Annotated in this window: 13 protein-coding genes; 2 read left to right on the forward strand and 11 right to left on the reverse strand. The window is 38.6% G+C overall.

Going from position 1 to position 16,865, the window contains the following annotated elements; all coding sequences use genetic code 11:
* The first annotated feature begins 701 nt into the window (after nucleotides 1-701).
* On the forward strand, nucleotides 702-3,584 hold the full coding sequence (locus P855_RS21540) for a vWA domain-containing protein (RefSeq protein ID WP_161628822.1): 2,883 nt from the start codon (nucleotides 702-704) through the stop codon (nucleotides 3,582-3,584).
* A 65-nt stretch (nucleotides 3,585-3,649) separates the two neighbouring features.
* A complete protein-coding gene (locus P855_RS0113010) occupies nucleotides 3,650-3,940 on the forward strand; it encodes a hypothetical protein (RefSeq protein ID WP_028783976.1) in 291 nt (96 codons plus the stop codon).
* Nucleotides 3,941-4,509: 569 nt separating this feature from the next.
* Here P855_RS0113010 and P855_RS0113015 read toward each other — a convergent pair.
* The 11 genes from P855_RS0113015 to galE all read right to left on the reverse strand — a co-directional run bounded on the left by P855_RS0113015 (nucleotide 4,510) and on the right by galE (nucleotide 16,801).
* Nucleotides 4,510-5,613, reverse strand: coding sequence for a DegT/DnrJ/EryC1/StrS family aminotransferase (locus tag P855_RS0113015; RefSeq protein WP_051353271.1), 1,104 nt, complete (start codon nucleotides 5,611-5,613; stop codon nucleotides 4,510-4,512).
* A 32-nt stretch (nucleotides 5,614-5,645) separates the two neighbouring features.
* Nucleotides 5,646-6,422, reverse strand: coding sequence for a 3'(2'),5'-bisphosphate nucleotidase CysQ (gene cysQ / locus P855_RS0113020; RefSeq protein WP_028783978.1), 777 nt, complete (start codon nucleotides 6,420-6,422; stop codon nucleotides 5,646-5,648).
* 58 nt (nucleotides 6,423-6,480) lie between these two features.
* Entirely contained in the window at nucleotides 6,481-7,077 is a 597-nt protein-coding gene (cysC, locus tag P855_RS0113025) for an adenylyl-sulfate kinase (protein ID WP_028783979.1), read from the reverse strand.
* Nucleotides 7,078-7,092: 15 nt separating this feature from the next.
* Entirely contained in the window at nucleotides 7,093-8,868 is a 1,776-nt protein-coding gene (locus P855_RS0113030; RefSeq protein WP_028783980.1) for an SLC13 family permease, read from the reverse strand.
* A 12-nt stretch (nucleotides 8,869-8,880) separates the two neighbouring features.
* Complete coding sequence (gene sat / locus P855_RS0113035; RefSeq protein WP_028783981.1) at nucleotides 8,881-10,038, reverse strand: sulfate adenylyltransferase; 1,158 nt, start codon at nucleotides 10,036-10,038, stop codon at nucleotides 8,881-8,883.
* A gap of 19 nt (nucleotides 10,039-10,057) precedes the next feature.
* Nucleotides 10,058-10,663, reverse strand: a complete 606-nt coding sequence (locus tag P855_RS0113040) for a sugar transferase (protein ID WP_028783982.1) — start codon at nucleotides 10,661-10,663, stop codon at nucleotides 10,058-10,060.
* The gene (locus P855_RS0113045) at nucleotides 10,635-11,516 is read right to left on the reverse strand and encodes a sulfotransferase family protein (RefSeq protein WP_028783983.1); all 882 of its coding nucleotides are present in this window, start codon (nucleotides 11,514-11,516) and stop codon (nucleotides 10,635-10,637) included. The genes P855_RS0113040 and P855_RS0113045 overlap by 29 nt, the downstream gene beginning before the upstream one ends.
* A complete protein-coding gene (locus tag P855_RS0113050) occupies nucleotides 11,513-12,775 on the reverse strand; it encodes a glycosyltransferase family 4 protein (RefSeq protein WP_028783984.1) in 1,263 nt (420 codons plus the stop codon). The genes P855_RS0113045 and P855_RS0113050 overlap by 4 nt, the downstream gene beginning before the upstream one ends.
* Nucleotides 12,776-12,939: 164 nt before the next feature.
* The gene (locus P855_RS0113055; protein WP_028783985.1) at nucleotides 12,940-14,169 is read right to left on the reverse strand and encodes a polysaccharide biosynthesis C-terminal domain-containing protein; all 1,230 of its coding nucleotides are present in this window, start codon (nucleotides 14,167-14,169) and stop codon (nucleotides 12,940-12,942) included.
* Between the two features lie 49 nt (nucleotides 14,170-14,218).
* Nucleotides 14,219-15,703 carry an O-antigen polymerase gene (locus P855_RS0113060; protein WP_028783986.1) on the reverse strand — a complete coding sequence of 495 codons (1,485 nt, stop codon included), beginning with the start codon at nucleotides 15,701-15,703 and terminating at the stop codon, nucleotides 14,219-14,221.
* Nucleotides 15,704-15,781: 78 nt separating this feature from the next.
* Nucleotides 15,782-16,801 carry a UDP-glucose 4-epimerase GalE gene (gene galE / locus P855_RS0113065; RefSeq protein WP_028783987.1) on the reverse strand — a complete coding sequence of 340 codons (1,020 nt, stop codon included), beginning with the start codon at nucleotides 16,799-16,801 and terminating at the stop codon, nucleotides 15,782-15,784.
* Nucleotides 16,802-16,865: the final 64 nt, after the last annotated feature.

The following is a 16,865-nucleotide window of genomic DNA, read 5'->3' on the forward strand; positions in this document are numbered from 1 at the left end:
ACTTTAGCTGAGTGGGGGTCAGGCACGGCAATTAAATTTCGTAACTACTATGATGAAAGCTGATGGCTGTCTTTTGGTGACACCAGGCAATCACTGTAAACCCCAAGAGCACCTCCCCCTTTCATCAGAATAAGATACTCCGGTTAATGGATGTACTTGTCGTAAAATATTGTAATGACCCTATACTTACGGGTATTCTTACCGCTATCAATTGATTGATGACCTATGGTTTCGGTGGCATGTTATCAAAAATACAGAGGAATACCCTTTTCTCTTGCATTTTCTGCTCCTTTAGCCTGAATCATGAAGGATCTAAATTCACAGTTTCCTATATTCAGGTCCCTTATTGGCGATAAACTTACTTCCCTCTAAAATGATGGCCCCTCTATGTACGTTTGATAAGCGGTTCGGTAACAAGATACATTGGTTTCACCAATTCCATGCTTGAAGACATTTCGATGGCTGTATGTTCATTCACACTTTAACGCGTTACACTTTAGCTGGGTGGGGGTCAGGCACCGAAACTAGCAAGAAATAGCACTACTCTCTTCTACTAGTATTAAATATTTAAAATATTTAGATAACTAAGTGGAAAAGGTAGGATTTTAGAGTTATAATTATCCATGTGTTTCCATTTTATCGATTAAAAAGGAGGGTAGAAATAGGTTGCGTAAATAAGTATAAAGGAGAGGAAACGTTCTTTGGTTAAAAAAAGTAGAATGAAAAATGCTGTTGTTTCGAGCGTGCTATCAGTCTTTTTGCTTGGTGGTTCTGTGTTAACACCCATAAGCACAGATGAAGTATCCGCTAAGCCGAATAAGAAAGAGGAGAAGCCTTTAAAGATAAAAGGTAATCCAATGGACATTGAAGGAAATTGGTATTTCAAGTCTGCTGAAGAAAAAATCAAATGGGAGTTGACTTGGGAGGCGGAAAGATCTTCTAAAGGATATGAAATTTACCGCAGCCCTGAAGAAGATGGAGAGTATGAATTGATTGATGTAGTGGAAGGGAAATTCACCGAAGGCTACATAGATGAAGATGTTCAGACTGGTGAAGTCTTTTTCTACAAAGTACGTTACTACAAGAACAACAGCAAAAGTCCTTTTTCAGATCCAATCAAAGTAGACTACGAACTGGATTCGGATGGGGACACCTTATCTGACTACCAGGAACTTAACCTGGGAACAGATAAAAACAAAAAAGACACAGATGAAGATGGATTGCCTGATAACTTTGAACTTCAAATCACATTAACAGACCCAGCCAATAAGGACTCAGATGAAAATGGGACAGAAGACGGCCAGGAGGATTTGGATGAGGATGGACTAACAAACGCAGAAGAGCTTGAGTTAGAAACAGACCCTAAAGAACCCGATACGGATCATGACGGATGGAACGATGGAAAGGAAATTTCTAAAGGGACAGACCCTCTTTTTGAGGACACCGATGAAGATAAAGTCATTGATGGGTTGGAGGAGGAATTCGGTTTTGACCCTTTGAATCCCGATACCAATGATAACAGCGTACTCGACGGGGATGAAACGGTAGAGAAATCAACTGAACCAGGCATGTATGATGGAGACGATATCGTGACACCTTCTGTCCAAATCAAATCGAAAGCTTCCCTTGCCAATTCCACTACGATTACGAACATAGAAGGAACAAGTTCGTTCCTGGATAATGCTCCAGGAATTGGTGCTGCCTTCGACTTCCAGACGGAAATCGATTTTGATGAAGCAGCAATGACGTTCACCTACGACACTTCGAAGTTTGAAGAGGACGCTAAACCGGCTATCTTTTATTACAACGAAGAAGCCCAGTTATTAGAGAAACTGCCCGACCAGTCCCACGACAAGGAAAACGGGACAGTAACAGCTACGGTTAACCACTTCAGTAAATATATATTACTCGACGAAACCGACTGGGATAACGCCTGGTCTAAGGAAATAAGGCCACCTGCCGTTGATGAAGATGGAAACATCAAAAATGTGGATGTCGTCTTTTCTATCGACTCATCTGGAAGCATGGACTGGAACGACCCGGATGATTTAAGAAAGACATCCACCAAAAATTTCGTGGATAAGTTGAAAGAAAAAGACCGGGCGGCTGTGGTTGATTTTGATAGTGATGCTAAAGTTGTGGTTGAATTAACTACAGATAAGCAGTCCGTGAAGGTTGGAATAGACTCTATAAACAGCTCTGGGGGCACGAACCTATACCAAGGTGTAATGGAGGGTGTCGAAGAGCTTGCGAATAATGGCAACGATGACCATAATAAATTCCTTATCTTCTTAACAGATGGCGATGGGACTTGGAGAGATAGTGCGATTGATTACGCCAATGAACACGATGTCATTATTTACACCATAGGCCTTGGAAGCGGCGTTCAACATGACCTGTTAGAAAGAATTGCTACCAGCACCGGTGGGAAGTATTTCTATGCCGACCAGGCTGACCAATTGGAAGAGGTATTAGAAGATACCTCCGAAGAAACGATTAGTTGTACAGCCGATAAAGACGAAGATGGATTAACAGACTGCATGGAAGTCGATGGTTTCCGTATCGGTAACGGGCAAATCATTTATACGGATCCGGAAAAGAAAGATACTGACGATGATGGTCTGGAAGATAGCGAGGAAATTTCACCTCAATTTATTCCTCATCATGGCGGGTACTATGTCATGCTTTCGGATCCTACCCTAGAGGATACAGATCATGATTACAAAAACGATGATGATGAAGCTCCTGACAGAAGGAAAGTGTATGATTTCACTGAGCATCTGTCTGTGTTCATGAGCGACCTATCTTATAACAACCTGGAAGGTTATATCAAAAGTAATGATCACTCCGTAGACCTCGGAAAAACTACGAATGCAACCATCTTAGATTCAGTTTCAGATCTAGATATCAAACAAGAACACCTGAAAGGCTGGAAGTTAATTAAAGGAGAAGACAGCCACTTTTTCGATAGTGGATTTTCAGCATTAGCGTTTAAGCGGGGCAATATGGTAGTTTTCGCTTATCGAGGTACGGATATCTCGCATTTAGTGAATGACACCGTAGCAGATATAGGGATAGGGATTTATAATAACAATTGGCAAGTTCCGATGGCTGGCCGATTTGCCGGTAATACGATCATAGACTTGAATAGTATCCCTAACCTGAACGTGAATGTTACCGGACACTCCCTGGGTGGGTTTTTAGCACAAGCTATAACCCATGATATCATCGAGAATGAATTGTACCAGCATTACTGGAACATTTTTAAAATCGGTAAGATAACAGATGCTTTATCCAGAGACGATTTATTCAACCAGGCATATACATTCAATGCAGCTCCTTTTTTCAAACCTGTGAGCCTTGCCGGAGCATTTACCAAGTTTTTCACAACAACGATTCCATATGAGCGAATAGATGACGCGAAGTACCATCCGTATATCACCAATTACAGTATTAAAAATGACTTCTTATCCATCACTGTACCTACTCTCGCAGAGCGGCTCGGTGCAGACCCGGCACCTTTCAATAAAACAGTAGATGGAAATGCGCACAAACTTTCTCAATATTATAGTATTTTCAGGTAAATAGATGTATAAATAAGGGGAGAGAAAATCTCTCCCCTATTTTATTCGTAGAAAGAGGTGAGTAGATGCTAGAAAAATTTTGGAGATATAACGTAAAACTCGCACCGCTTCACATATTATTAACCATCTTATTAGTAGTTAATATACTGATGAGCGCTACTAGAGAAGATTACTTCTTCCATTACATATTAATGGCCTTACCCCAGGTATGGATATTAGCTATTATCCCGAATTTGATATTCCTTGTTAAAAACCGTAAAGAACACGGCGCCTTTCAAGCTTTTCTAACCATAGCGCTAATACTTCCAGTTCCATATGTGTTTATCATCCTATTGATGCGGCTTATTTACGTATAACTAACCCATAGCATCTGACACTTATCACAAAAAAAGAAGTTCCTGAAACTAAAGGACCCCTAATCTATCAGACAAATATCAGCCCCTGAACAAACGTTACGAGAATAGCGAGGATCCCCTGAATCAACGTACCTGCTGCCTGTGTAAACCACCACGAAAGGCACCGCAGTTATTCTGAAAAGGCCTGGGAGGATAATTTTTTGACTAAAATACTTTCCTAAAATGCCCGGTGATTTAGCGGTTATAGTCATATTACTTATCTAACGCCACACAGGGTGTCTGAACCTGGCCCAAACATTTCCATTAGAAGTATGGCACGAGTGGGTCATTTTCTTGTCCGAAGTGGATCAAAAAGATGGCAGAGGTGGATCAAACCTATGTCATTCCACACTGAAAACTTACATATGAAAGAAACACGGATAAAGCACTACATATTTCACCAAATAGTCCTGCATTCAGTGAAGAAGATTTTTTAAGATTTCCAACACGTAGGTTTTAAAATTTTCATTAGATACAAAAGGGGCTATCCCATAGGTCTGTAATAGACTTATAGGGCGGCCCCTTTCTCCTTACATTAATTTTTTAATAGTATGAATAACTCTATGTTGCTGCTCTTCCGTCATATTTGAACCTGAAGGCAGACAAAGACCATAATTGAACAAATCATCTGAATAACTGTATCCTTCCTTGTGAGAATAATATTTACTGCCCTCAAAAAGCGGTTGCAGGTGTAATGGTTTCCACACCGGACGGGCTTCGATATTTTCTTCTCCCAAAGCATGAATGATATCCATATTCGTGATACCGGCTTCCTCTGGATCAATCGTCAATGCAGTCAACCAGCGGTTCGATTTTGTACCTTCCAGTTCCGGCATAAAATCAAAGCCTGGCTGGTCTTTAAAAGCTTCGAAATAGTTTTGAAAAACCTCCCGGCGCCTAGCTACACGTTCATCCAATACTTCTAATTGAGCTCGTCCAATTCCAGCAACAATATTGCTCATTCGATAATTGTACCCCAGTTCACTATGTTGATAATGTATTGCTTGATCCCGTGCCTGGGTGGCCAGAAATCTTGATTTGTTGAGGACTTCTTTATCGTTCGAAACTAAAGCACCACCACCGGAAGTAGTAATAATTTTGTTTCCATTAAAGGAGTAGATACCAAACTTACCGAAAGATCCACTTTTTTTCCCTTTATATTCACTGCCAAGGGATTCAGCTGCATCTTCAATAATGGGAACTTCATATCGATCGCAAATCTCTTTCAATTCATCGATTTTTGCGCTTTGCCCATATAAATTTACAATTATAACTGTTTTGGGCAGTTGACCTTTAGCCTCAGCATCCTGTAATGCTCTTTCTAAAGCCTGGGGCGACATATTCCATGTATCAGGTTCAGAATCTATAAATACCGGTTCTGCACCTTGGTACAAAATTGGGTTAGCACTTGCAATAAAAGTTAAACTTGAACAAATTACTTTATCCCCATCAGACACACCCAACAACCTTAAAGCGATGTGGATTGCAGCTGTTCCAGATGTAAGCACAGATGCACCTGCCATATTATTATAGGCAGCTAAGTCTTTTTCAAATTGGTCAACATTATTTCCTAGCGGGGCTACCCAATTCAAGTCAAATGCCTCTTGTATGTATTTTTGTTCATTTCCACTCATATGAGGAGAAGATAGAAAAATACGTTTCAAGATTAATCAGCCCTCCTAGCTAAAAACCATGGATTTTTTAAAACTTCTTTGTTGTAAACAAGCGGCTTTTGCTCTTCTGCTACGTTCACTGTACCGCCTGAAAGCTCTACAATCGCCTGACCTGCACCTGTATCCCATTCCATTGTCGGGGCGTAACGTGGGTAGTAATCCGCTTTCCCTTCTGCAATCAGACATAGCTTTAGGGAACTGCCGGCTGAAATTGTTTCAACTTTATCATATTCCTTTTCAAGTTCCTTAATAAATTCTTTTGTTTCCTCAGACATGTGTGAACGACTTGCCACCACTCTGGCAATAGTAGAATCTGAATCTTGTAATGGCAGCTTATTTGCTTTATTTACTTCAGCTTCCAAGGCTTTGGTCGCTTTAAATGCCCCCTTACCTTCTACAGCTGTGTAAAGTTCATCAAGAGCAGGCGCATAGACTACTCCCATTACTGGTTTGCCGTCACGAATCAGAGCAATATTAACCGTAAACTCCCCATTCTTTTTAATAAACTCTTTCGTACCGTCAATGGGGTCAACTAACCAAAATTCTTTCCATTGTTTACGTTCCTCATAAGGAAGATGTTTACCTTCTTCGCTAAGGATCGGGATATCTGGGTAGTTCGTTTGAAGAACCTCTTTAATGATTTCATGTGATCGTTGATCAGCAAGCGTTAAGGGCGACTCATCCTCTTTATATTCCACCTCGAAGTCGGTGTTATAAATCTTCATAATTTCCTTGCCTGCTTCTAATGATGCTTCAATTATTTTTTGCATAGTACTCCTCCTTGGGGGATAAGGAAAATCGTCAGCGAATTGCTGACGATTCCAACTATTATATACAGTTATTTTTCATCAGATGGTCGATAATGGTATCAACGGATTCCTCTAAAGTTTGTTTATCCGTTTCCACTACCACTTCTGGACTATCCGGTTCTTCATAAGGAGCGTCTATACCAGTAAACCCTTTGATTTCACCTGAACGCGCCTTCTGATAAAGACCTTTTGGATCACGTTTCTCACACTCTTCCAAGGAACATTTTACGAAAACCTCAATAAATTCACCCTCTCCCAGCAACTCTCGTACTTGGTCACGATCTTCACGGTAAGGGGATATAAATGCAGTTAATGTTACTAAGCCGGCATCGTTCATCAGCTTTGCAACTTCACCGATACGACGTATATTTTCCTTACGATCTTCCGGACTGAAACCTAAGTTTTTATTAAGCCCATGTCTGATGTTATCTCCATCTAAACGATAAGAACGGATGCCACGTTCATGTAGTGCATTTTCTAATGCTACTGATACAGTGGACTTTCCAGAACCAGAAAGACCTGTAAACCAAAGTACCGGACTTTTATGATTATTCATTTGTTGGCGTTCTTCTTTATTAACAGTTGATTCATGCCAGGTAATGTTGGAAGACTTCATTAATAACCACTCCTTCTAAATAAATTTATAATAAACAATCAGGACAGTTGAAATCATTACGATCAATGTCAGGGGAAAACCAGCTTTAATATAATCTTTAAAAGAGTATCCCCCTGGCCCGTATACAATCAAATTAGTCTGATAACCAATTGGAGATAAAAAGCTGGCAGAGGCAGCTACCGCTACCAAAACAGCTACCCCCATCGGTTCAATCCCTGTGTTGATAGCAATCTCATAACCGATAGGAAACATGATTACTGCAGCAGCATTATTGGTAATTAATTCGGTAAACAAGTTAGTTAAAACATAAATAGTTATCAAAATAGCTAATAACCCAAGCGGTTCTAATACGGAAACCACTTCCTTAGCTATCCAATTTGCAGTACCAGTCTGGATGATAACATTACCAATTCCTAACGCACTCGCAATAAGTAACAGGACTTGAAATTGTACAGAAGCCTTTGCTTCCCTGGTTGATATAACCTTAGTTGCGATTAATATTCCTACAGTAATTACCATTGCTTTAAAAATAGATAATAAACCAAAAGTTACTAAACTAATCATGCTTATCAAAAGCAGGAGAGAGAACCAACCTTTTCTCTCATTCTCCTGAAATTTTTCATTTTCTATGGGAGTAGTAAGATAAAAATCATTTTTATCCTCTAAATTACTCTCAAAATCAGGGCCTGTAATTAAAAGCATTAAATCACCTGACTTAGGGATAATATCCCCAATTTTACCCTGGACCCTTTCATCATTTCTATGGACAGCAAGGACACCAGCATCATATTTTTTCCGAAAACGACTTTCTTTTATGCTTTTTCCTAATAAGGAAGACTGATGGGAAACTACCACTTCTACTAATTGGTTATTCCCATTACTAATATGATCTAATGTTAAGTCAGTCCCTGTATCCAGCTTCAGACCCTTACGCTTCTGTAGATCAGCAATGGTAGAAATCATACCGGAGAATATTAACCGGTCACCATTAAGCACCTTAGTTTCACCAGTAACTGGTGAAATCCTATTGTTTTCCCGGATTATTTCAATTAAATAAAGCCCTTTTAGATTGCGCAACTGGGCATGTTCAACCGTTTCTCCTTTGTATGGAAAATCATCCATTACTACCATTTCACTTAAATAATCTTTTGTATTTTCTCGCACTTTTTCTATTAAGCTTTTATAATCCGGCAATAGATGGTGTCCAATTAAAATTAAATAAACCAGCCCTATTATGGTAATAGGAATCCCCACCCAGGCCAGTTCAAAAAAAGAAAAGCCTTCTTCTCCAAAATCAAGCAGTAATCCATGAACGACCAGATTAGTAGAAGTCCCCATTAACGTGATAGTCCCCCCTAATATAGCTGCATAAGACAGGGGAATGAGAAACTTTGAAGGGGAAATGTTATGGTCCGAAGCCCACTTACGGATAATAGGTGTCAACGTAACGACGATGGGGGTATTATTTAAGAACCCGGAAAAGCCTGATATAGGCACTAGCAGCCGAAACATTGCACCTCTTCGTGACCGGGCTTTTTTTAATAACGAGGAAACCAGCCGCTCTACTAAACCGCTGCGCTCAAAAACTCTTGCGACAATAAATAATAGTCCGATTGTCAGCATACCCTCATTGGAGAAACCAACAAGCGCCTCTTCCGTGCTCACAATACCCGTTATAATAAAAAAGAACAGCGTAAAGAAAACAAGTAGGTCTGGCCGGGCTATTTCAAAAAATAGACCGACCAGCATGAAGATAATCGCGATTATCACGATGATCATTTCTGCATTCATTATTTATCTCCCTCAGCTTGTTGGCTGCTTCATTCCTTTGATCAGGACATCTGCAACTTCTGGACGTGAAAACTCTTTCGGAGGTCTTTCCCCGTTACGAAGCAATTCACGAACTTTCGTACCGCTTAAGTGGACATGGTTTTCCTTGTCGTGCGGGCAAGTTTTTGCTGAAGCCATATTTTCACATACTGTACAATAGAAAGCATGTTCAAACTTGAAAATGTTGATTCCAAGCTCTTCTTCATATTCGGCGATTAAATCCTGTGCGTCGTAAGTGCCATAATAATCACCTACACCAGCATGGTCACGCCCAACAATAAAGTGGGTGCAGCCATAGTTCTTGCGCACAATCGCATGTAGAATCGCCTCGCGAGGTCCTGCATATCGCATTGCTGCTGGATAAATGACGAGTCGGACCCGATCATCTACATAATAATTTTTCAAGATAACTTCATAGCTTTCCATACGAACATCAGCCGGGATATCATCCGATTTTGTTTCCCCTACAAGTGGGTTTAATAAAAGTCCATCTACTGCTTCAAGAGCAGTCTTTTGAATATGCTCGTGAGCCCGGTGAACTGGATTACGTGTCTGAAAGCCAACAATGGTCTTCCATCCAAGGTCGTCAAACATTTGACGTGTTTCTGCCGGATCCATATAGTAATCCTCAAAACGACTGTGATCCGGTCGATTAAGCAATGTAATCGGTCCGCCTATATAGACGTTTCCTTTATCATATATTTTTTTGACGCCAGGATGTGCTTCTTCGATCGTGCCGTAGACATATTGCGCTTCCAATTCCTTATCATACGTATACTTTTCTTCTACCTGAATCGTTCCATATATCACACCGTCTTCGCCTGCCAGTGCTACTTCTTCGCCGGTTTCGATTTCTTCCGCCTGGTCTTCTGTGACAGGCAATGTAATTGGGATACTCCAAATATTGCCGTCACTTAAGCGAAGCTCTTTGACGACTCGTTCATAATCTTTTTGACCCATAAACCCTTCCAGTGGACTGAAACCACCTATACCTATCAGTTCAAGATCAGAGATAACCCATGGGTTTGCTGTAATTTGCTTTAAAGATTTTGCATTTTCTACAGCTTTTTCTTTTTCCTGTTTACTAAGTTCGCGGTTTACTAGTTTTCCACCGTGTGGTTGATTTGTCATTTTAACACTCCTAAATTTACTAAAATATAGTTTTGAAAATATAATAAATATCCTTAAAAAAAGAATAATTATAGATATAGTTTTTATTCATCTCCGTTTTGTGAGGGTAGATGACGTCATTGTTATACTTTTCCGGATCTTGCTGGTTAGCTAATATTTCTTCTTCGTTTCGATAGTACAAAGTTGCAGGGCCCGTGATGCCTGGCCTGATTGAAAGCACAATACGATCTTCCCCTTGCAATTGGTCAGCATAACCTTCCACATCGGGCCTTGGGCCAACGAAACTCATGTCACCTATAAATACATTGAAAAGCTGCGGCAGTTCATCAATTTTTAATTTCCTGAATATCTTACCGCTTTTGGTAATGCGAACATCATCTGATGTGGTAACCGTCGAGTTCTGGTTCGGCACTTTCTTCATTGTTTTAATTTTAATTACTCGAAATGCTTTTCCCATCATGCCAATCCGTTTCTGAACAAAAAATCCACTGCTTTTTGTTTCAATTGCTGCGATGATGTAGGCAATCAGAATAAGCCAGCCAAACAAAAACAAACCAATAAAAGAAAATAATAGATCGAATGAACGTTTGATATCTTTATGCTTTTGCGACATATTCTTTCCCATAACCATGCTTCTCCAGTGTTGGGTTTGTTATAGAATGGATACTTTCTAACAGATCACTTTCATTAAGCTTTTGTAAGCCTTTACCGACACTTTTGTTATTTATGTCAGCAGTAATTGACTCCAGCGTATCATTGTTATATGCAATTCCTAAAAAGTCACAGATTTTTGCGATTTCCTCCGCTGGTCTGGCTGTCAACTCTTCATAATAAACGGTATATACTTGCTCTTCCGGGATATTGCCGAAGGATTCTTCCGCTTTATCTACACATGCTTTCCATTGAAGAGCACATACTTGTTCTAAAGAATACCTTTCTTGGGCTTGTTCCATACGGTTGAACTTAGGCCCCCAATAAGCCAGCCGTTTTTCCCGGGATGCCAATTTATATACCCGGTTCCAAAGATAGCGGAAGCCATAAATAGGAAGATCGGATTTAGGAACGAATTGCAGCTTTTTGGAAATATAAGATGGGTCAAGCGAAGCGGTCCACCGCTTTTTAGCTGATTCCACTACATCTCTTCCATCCCGTATGATGTGGATATATTTTGCTTCAGGAAAAACTTCATAAACAAAATCGACCCTTAGGGAATTTGCGCAAGTCTTTTCTACTAGATGGGTAGTAGGGGCTGCGTTTGCCATCTTGTCGAATTCTTTCCTGATATACCGTTTGACCCGTTCTGTCGCAAGTCCGGCATCAAATTCATCATTCGGATAGGTCACATTATGGTGTCTCCATATATAGTTGATTTCATCACACGGCCAAGTGTTTACTCCATTTATCTGCGTGAGTGTATCCCTCAGCATATTCGTGCCAGACCGTCCTGCTCCTATAATGATTACGGGTGTGTATGTCATTTGCGCCCCTCCTTATTTTGGGTATGTAATGTTTCGAACAAGTCTATAATCTCAGCTGTTGTTTCTTCACGGGATATATTATTTTCAACATAATTAAGACCGTTTCGCCCCATCTGATCAATCAGGCTCCTGTCATGATAGATGGTTAATATAGCCTCTTTTAATGCGTTGCTATCCTCCGGAGGAACAGCAATTCCTGCCTCATTGTCTCTTATTATATTGGTAAGTTCACTATCTATATCAAACGAACTTACTACTGGTCTTGCAGCAGACATGATGCTCCAGGTCTTGCTCGGAAATCCGTTCTCTGAAGTTCCTGCTTGTCCAATCACAATACTGATATCTCCGATACTATAAGCTAATGATGCTTTATCGAGCGGTACCAATGGATACATCTTTACGTTTTGTGCATTCAGCTTCTCTCTGTGACGTTGGATTGCCTCTTTCCTTGACCCTTCCCCAAATATTAAAAATTCGATATCAGGATAACTCTCTAATTTTTTCGCTGCTTCAATAAAAGTTTCCAGGTTATGGGGATACCCTATATTTCCGCAATAAGTGACATAGAACTTGTCCTTGTCTAACCCCAGCTCTTGAAACAATTCATTATTTTCCCGCTTTACGTAATTGACCTGGCTCGTATCAATCCAATTATAAATGGTGGATATTTTTTCAGGATTCAACTTATCCTCTTGCAAATGATAGTTTTTAAATTTGTTTGATATAGCAATGGTATGTGTACTGGTTTTTACAGTAAATGTTTCAAGTGTTCTTATAACTTTCTTCATTAAAGTCTTAAGAAGCCAATTTCCTATTTTACTGTCCTTTTTTATAGACTTAGAAATGATATCCTGTTCCCAATAAACGACTGGGACCTTCTTGGTTTTACCTAAAATGGAACCAAGCGGACCAATGAATGGCGGCATTGAAATCGTCATGATTAAGTCCGGATTCTTAGAAGCCAGGCCTTTCCTGTACATCCCCAGAAAAACAAACAATGCTTTGACGATCCGTCTCGGGAAACTCTTTTCTTCAATTGGAACATCTATTCTTCTGATAGCTAATGATCCGTCCTGAGCAACTTCATTTTTCTTTGCTTTATATTCTCTTTTAACTTTCTCATCTACTTTAACCGGAAAGGGAGTGATCATCTCTACTTGATGACCCGCAGCAATCAGATCATCAACTAAATCTTTGGCCAGTCTTGTTCCTCCTGCAACTTCCGGGAAATAGTTGGGTCGTAACATTAAAATTTTCATTGCTATTACTCCCTTGGATAATATGAATGTTGATGGGTAAATTCTTTATCAGCCTTTGTGTAACATTAAAAGGATACTATCTTATCGCCTAATCCAGGTGGCATCCTGATTTTATCAATCCTGGTTGTCTTAATAAACCTGATTATTCGTAATTTTGCTAAACTTTACACAAACTTAAAAACCTTTACATTAAATCGTTTGGATACAATCATATATCCCACGATGTTTGTGAATATAATGGTAACCATACTGGCAAATGCAGCACCATTAATTCCGTATTTAGGAATCAATAAATAGTTAAGGAGGATATTGATTAAAAACGCCACGATATTTGCATACATTTGAAATTTTGGCTGTCCTGTCATCGAAAGCATCAGCCAGACTCCTCCAACTGAGAGGTTGATACAATGAGCGACACTCCTTAAGATCAGAGCGTTTTGTCCTTCCAGGAATTCAGCCCCGAAAAAATATAAAATAAAATTACTGGAAAGAATCAATATAACTGTTACGGTCACTGAGGTAAGTGCCAAAATTCTGGTAGCTTTCACATACATCCTTTTCATTTGTTCCAATTGTCCGCTATGAAAAAGCCTTGAAATTTCCGGGGCGAACACAGTATTGAATATCAACAGTAGTGCCGATAAAATATTAGAAACCTGAACAGTAATCTGATAGATACCTACATCACTTTTGGTAGTCATACTGCCGAGCATTAAAATATCAATTTTATTGATCATTACACCAAGCAGCGATGCCAGTATTAAAGTTAAAGAGTATTTTAAATAACTTTTATCAAAGGTGTATTTATTAATTTTTCTCCTGTTGTAAAAATAGTACATAGCATTCGAGAATAAAAATGAAGCATATACACCATAAGCTATGCTATACTCATTTTTCCCCGTTATATAATAGAAAGCGATAATCAGCACAATTCTTAGAATCATGGTTACTAAACCATTGATCACATAATATTCTTTTATCTTTCTTTCCGATCGATAGATTCCGAAGAATAGCTGCTCTGCAGATAACAGCCAAATTAAAGGAAGCATCCATCTGATATAGTGATCCTCAATGAATACCCACCCAACGCCAACAATTACGAGGGATAGCAAAAAATTAATAACAAAGCTGAACGACACATCTTTATAGCCATGTTTCGGAATGGAATACATTAATCCGTTATTGAATCCTGCCGTAGCCAGAATCATCAACACTTGGACCAGCGTGAATGCATAGGTGAACTCGCCAAAGACTTCCACCCCATACAATTGGACACTTATATAAGAGAACAGCAAGGTGAAAAGTAAGAAAGAACCTCTTCCAATAAAAGATTCAATGATTTTCATGATGAAATTGCCACTTGTCATTTTAGCTATCAGTTTTTTGAAGTTCACCTTAACCATCCTTAAGCTCAAAGAGTCTTTAACTTGTCGATCAGTGCTTTTAATAACTCTCCACTTCCTTTTGGGATGCCTTATCCATACCGTCATAAGAAACGTGGAGCTTTTTTTGTTTACTTTTAACCTTACTTTTCTTATTCAGTTTTAATAGAGTAAACCCTTTGAAGCAGAAAGGGGCGACCATCATAAAGCCCATCAGTAAATAAACAAGCCTGGAAAAGGTGCTCATAAAAGCACCTCTATTGATAAACAAAAAGATGAGAACTACGTAAGGATAAATATAATTAAAAAGATATTTTCGATCCATTTTGGCTAAAGACCAATATAATCTATCCAACCTTCCGCTGATTAAAGCCATTACGGCGGTGAATATGATTAACCCGGCCACCCCAAAATCAACAAAAAATTCTATCACCAAGGGTGAAGCCATGTTATTTATAACATGATCATAATAATCAGCAATCGTATAACCCAGGGAGTACTCCTTTTCAGGCCAAATATTCCTTGGCACAAAAAACAGCAAATTAGACAGCATTTGTCTCCCATACATTAACCCCTCTATCTTTACATATTCAATTGTTGCTAAAGCAATTGCATATGGGGAAAAGTCTCCTTTAATAAAGTACTCATAGTCGATATCTAAACTGAAACTTGTTAAAAGCTCTCCAGCATTGGTTACGTTTCTGATATCAGACAGTATAGGCATAACAAATAAAAATCCGACAATTAAGAAGATGATTAGTATTTTTTTGTTTGCCGTGTTGCTTCTTACATATAAAAAAGTGCCTAAATAAATAGCTCCTATTAAAAATCTTGCACGGCTTGTTGGAAAAATAAGCGTCAAAAGGTATAGGAAAGAGAATATATAAACTGCCCATTTAAATACATAGTGCTTTGTTCTGCTATAGTCGATATTTAATAATAGCAGCAGACATGCTGAAAATAGGGAAGCTTCGAGAATGATTCTTAGCAGACTCACTTCCTCGCCTCCACTTTCCCCCACAGTTCTTGTAGACCTTAAAAACATATTTTCAGGGCCAATTATATACATATTGATAAATAAGATAAATAATAAAAGCAAGAAATATAAAAAACTGGTACTTCTTTTTGTTTCTTTTATTTCGACCATGTATGCTTTATTCATATTTTTATATGAAAATTTATAAACAATACTAAAAACTAACATATACAACAAAATCAACAAATTCAATTCTATGACACTTGTATCATTAATAACTAGATTTCTTAACTTGAACCATTGGACCGTGTACTGGAAAAGTGGAGTTATGCCTAAAAACAACAAATTAAAGAACCAAAATACTGCATTAAAAGAAAAAGGTTGAGTTGTATCCCAAATTAGTTTTTTTACTGCATAAATTATATTTATAAAAAATGTAACAACTACAAATATACTGCTTCCTTTAAAATCGTACCAATTATAAAAGAATATCAAAAACAGAATAACTAAAAATGACAAGATCCAATTAATGGATAGGATCTTTATATTAAATTCTTTACCTTTATACATAAATATCGGCCTCATTATTTACTGGTGAATTAATCTAAACTATTAAAAAGTTGACAGTCTATTGGCGATATTCCAGTTTTAAATATCCACCCTATTATAGGTGCCTTCTTTTTGCTGCCAATTCCAGGTGTCTTCACACATTTCCGTAATTCCTTTTTCAGTTTTCCATCCTAGTTTATTTAAAGCTTTAGTTGGTTCCGCATAGGACTCAGGTACATCCCCATCTCTTCTTCCTACAATTTTGTATGGGATTTTGTTTCCTGTTACTTGTTCAAATGCTTGTATTACTTCTTTTACACTATATCCTTCCCCTGTACCAAGATTGTAAGTGTCTATTGACTCTTGTTCTTCAATATTTTCAAGTGCCTTCAGATGCCCTTTTGCCAAGTCTGTCACATGAATATAATCCCTGATTCCGGTCCCATCCGGTGTATCATAATCATCTCCAAATACTTTCAGTTCTGAAAGATCTCCGGCAGCTACCTTTGAAATAAAAGGCATGAGATTGGTAGGGACTCCATTTGGATTTTCACCCAAAAGTCCGCTTCGGTGAGCTCCCACAGGATTAAAATAACGCAATAAACTAATTTTCCAATCATCATCAGAAGATGATAAATCCTTCAAAATCTCTTCATTCATTAATTTCGTTCTACCATATGGATTTAAAGGATGTGTCTTAAAATCTTCTGTTATAGGCAGGTCATCCACCTCACCATATACAGTGGCAGATGAACTGAAAATCAGCTGCTTTACATCATTTTTTCCCATGATGTCTACAAGATTAAGGGTACTAAGTAAATTATTTTTATAATATTTAATAGGTTCTGCAACAGATTCACCTACAGATTTGTATCCCGCAAAATGAATGACTGCTTCAATTACATGCTCTTCAAATACGAACGAAAGTTCAGTGTAATCGAGCATATCAATAAAATAAGCTTTTATTTTTATGCCTGTAATCTTTTGTAGCCGGTCGATAACTACCCTGTTACTATTACTTAGATTGTCTACAATCACAACATCATACCCGTTATCTACCAGTTCAACTACTGTATGACTTCCGATGTAACCAGTTCCTCCGGTAACTAATATGGCCATAAAATAGACCTCCAATTTAATGATCTGTAGCCAGGATCGATAATCAAACAGCTCTTACAACAGT

The sequence above is a fragment of the Thalassobacillus devorans MSP14 genome (assembly GCF_000496835.1).
Taxonomy (GTDB): Bacteria; Bacillota; Bacilli; order Bacillales; family Halobacillaceae; genus Thalassobacillus; species Thalassobacillus devorans_B.

Coding starts and splice junctions, on each gene's coding strand:
- P855_RS0113045 (WP_028783983.1), bottom strand. CDS start 11,516: ATGACATACACACCCGTAATCATTATAGGAGCAGGACGGTCTGGCACG.
- cysC (WP_028783979.1), bottom strand. CDS start 7,077: ATGAAGTCTTCCAACATTACCTGGCATGAATCAACTGTTAATAAAGAA.
- P855_RS0113015 (WP_051353271.1), bottom strand. CDS start 5,613: ATGAGTGGAAATGAACAAAAATACATACAAGAGGCATTTGACTTGAAT.
- P855_RS0113030 (WP_028783980.1), bottom strand. CDS start 8,868: ATGAATGCAGAAATGATCATCGTGATAATCGCGATTATCTTCATGCTG.
- galE (WP_028783987.1), bottom strand. CDS start 16,801: ATGGCCATATTAGTTACCGGAGGAACTGGTTACATCGGAAGTCATACA.
- P855_RS0113040 (WP_028783982.1), bottom strand. CDS start 10,663: ATGGGAAAGAATATGTCGCAAAAGCATAAAGATATCAAACGTTCATTC.
- P855_RS0113060 (WP_028783986.1), bottom strand. CDS start 15,703: ATGTATAAAGGTAAAGAATTTAATATAAAGATCCTATCCATTAATTGG.
- cysQ (WP_028783978.1), bottom strand. CDS start 6,422: ATGCAAAAAATAATTGAAGCATCATTAGAAGCAGGCAAGGAAATTATG.
- P855_RS0113050 (WP_028783984.1), bottom strand. CDS start 12,775: ATGAAAATTTTAATGTTACGACCCAACTATTTCCCGGAAGTTGCAGGA.
- sat (WP_028783981.1), bottom strand. CDS start 10,038: ATGACAAATCAACCACACGGTGGAAAACTAGTAAACCGCGAACTTAGT.
- P855_RS0113010 (WP_028783976.1), top strand. CDS start 3,650: ATGCTAGAAAAATTTTGGAGATATAACGTAAAACTCGCACCGCTTCAC.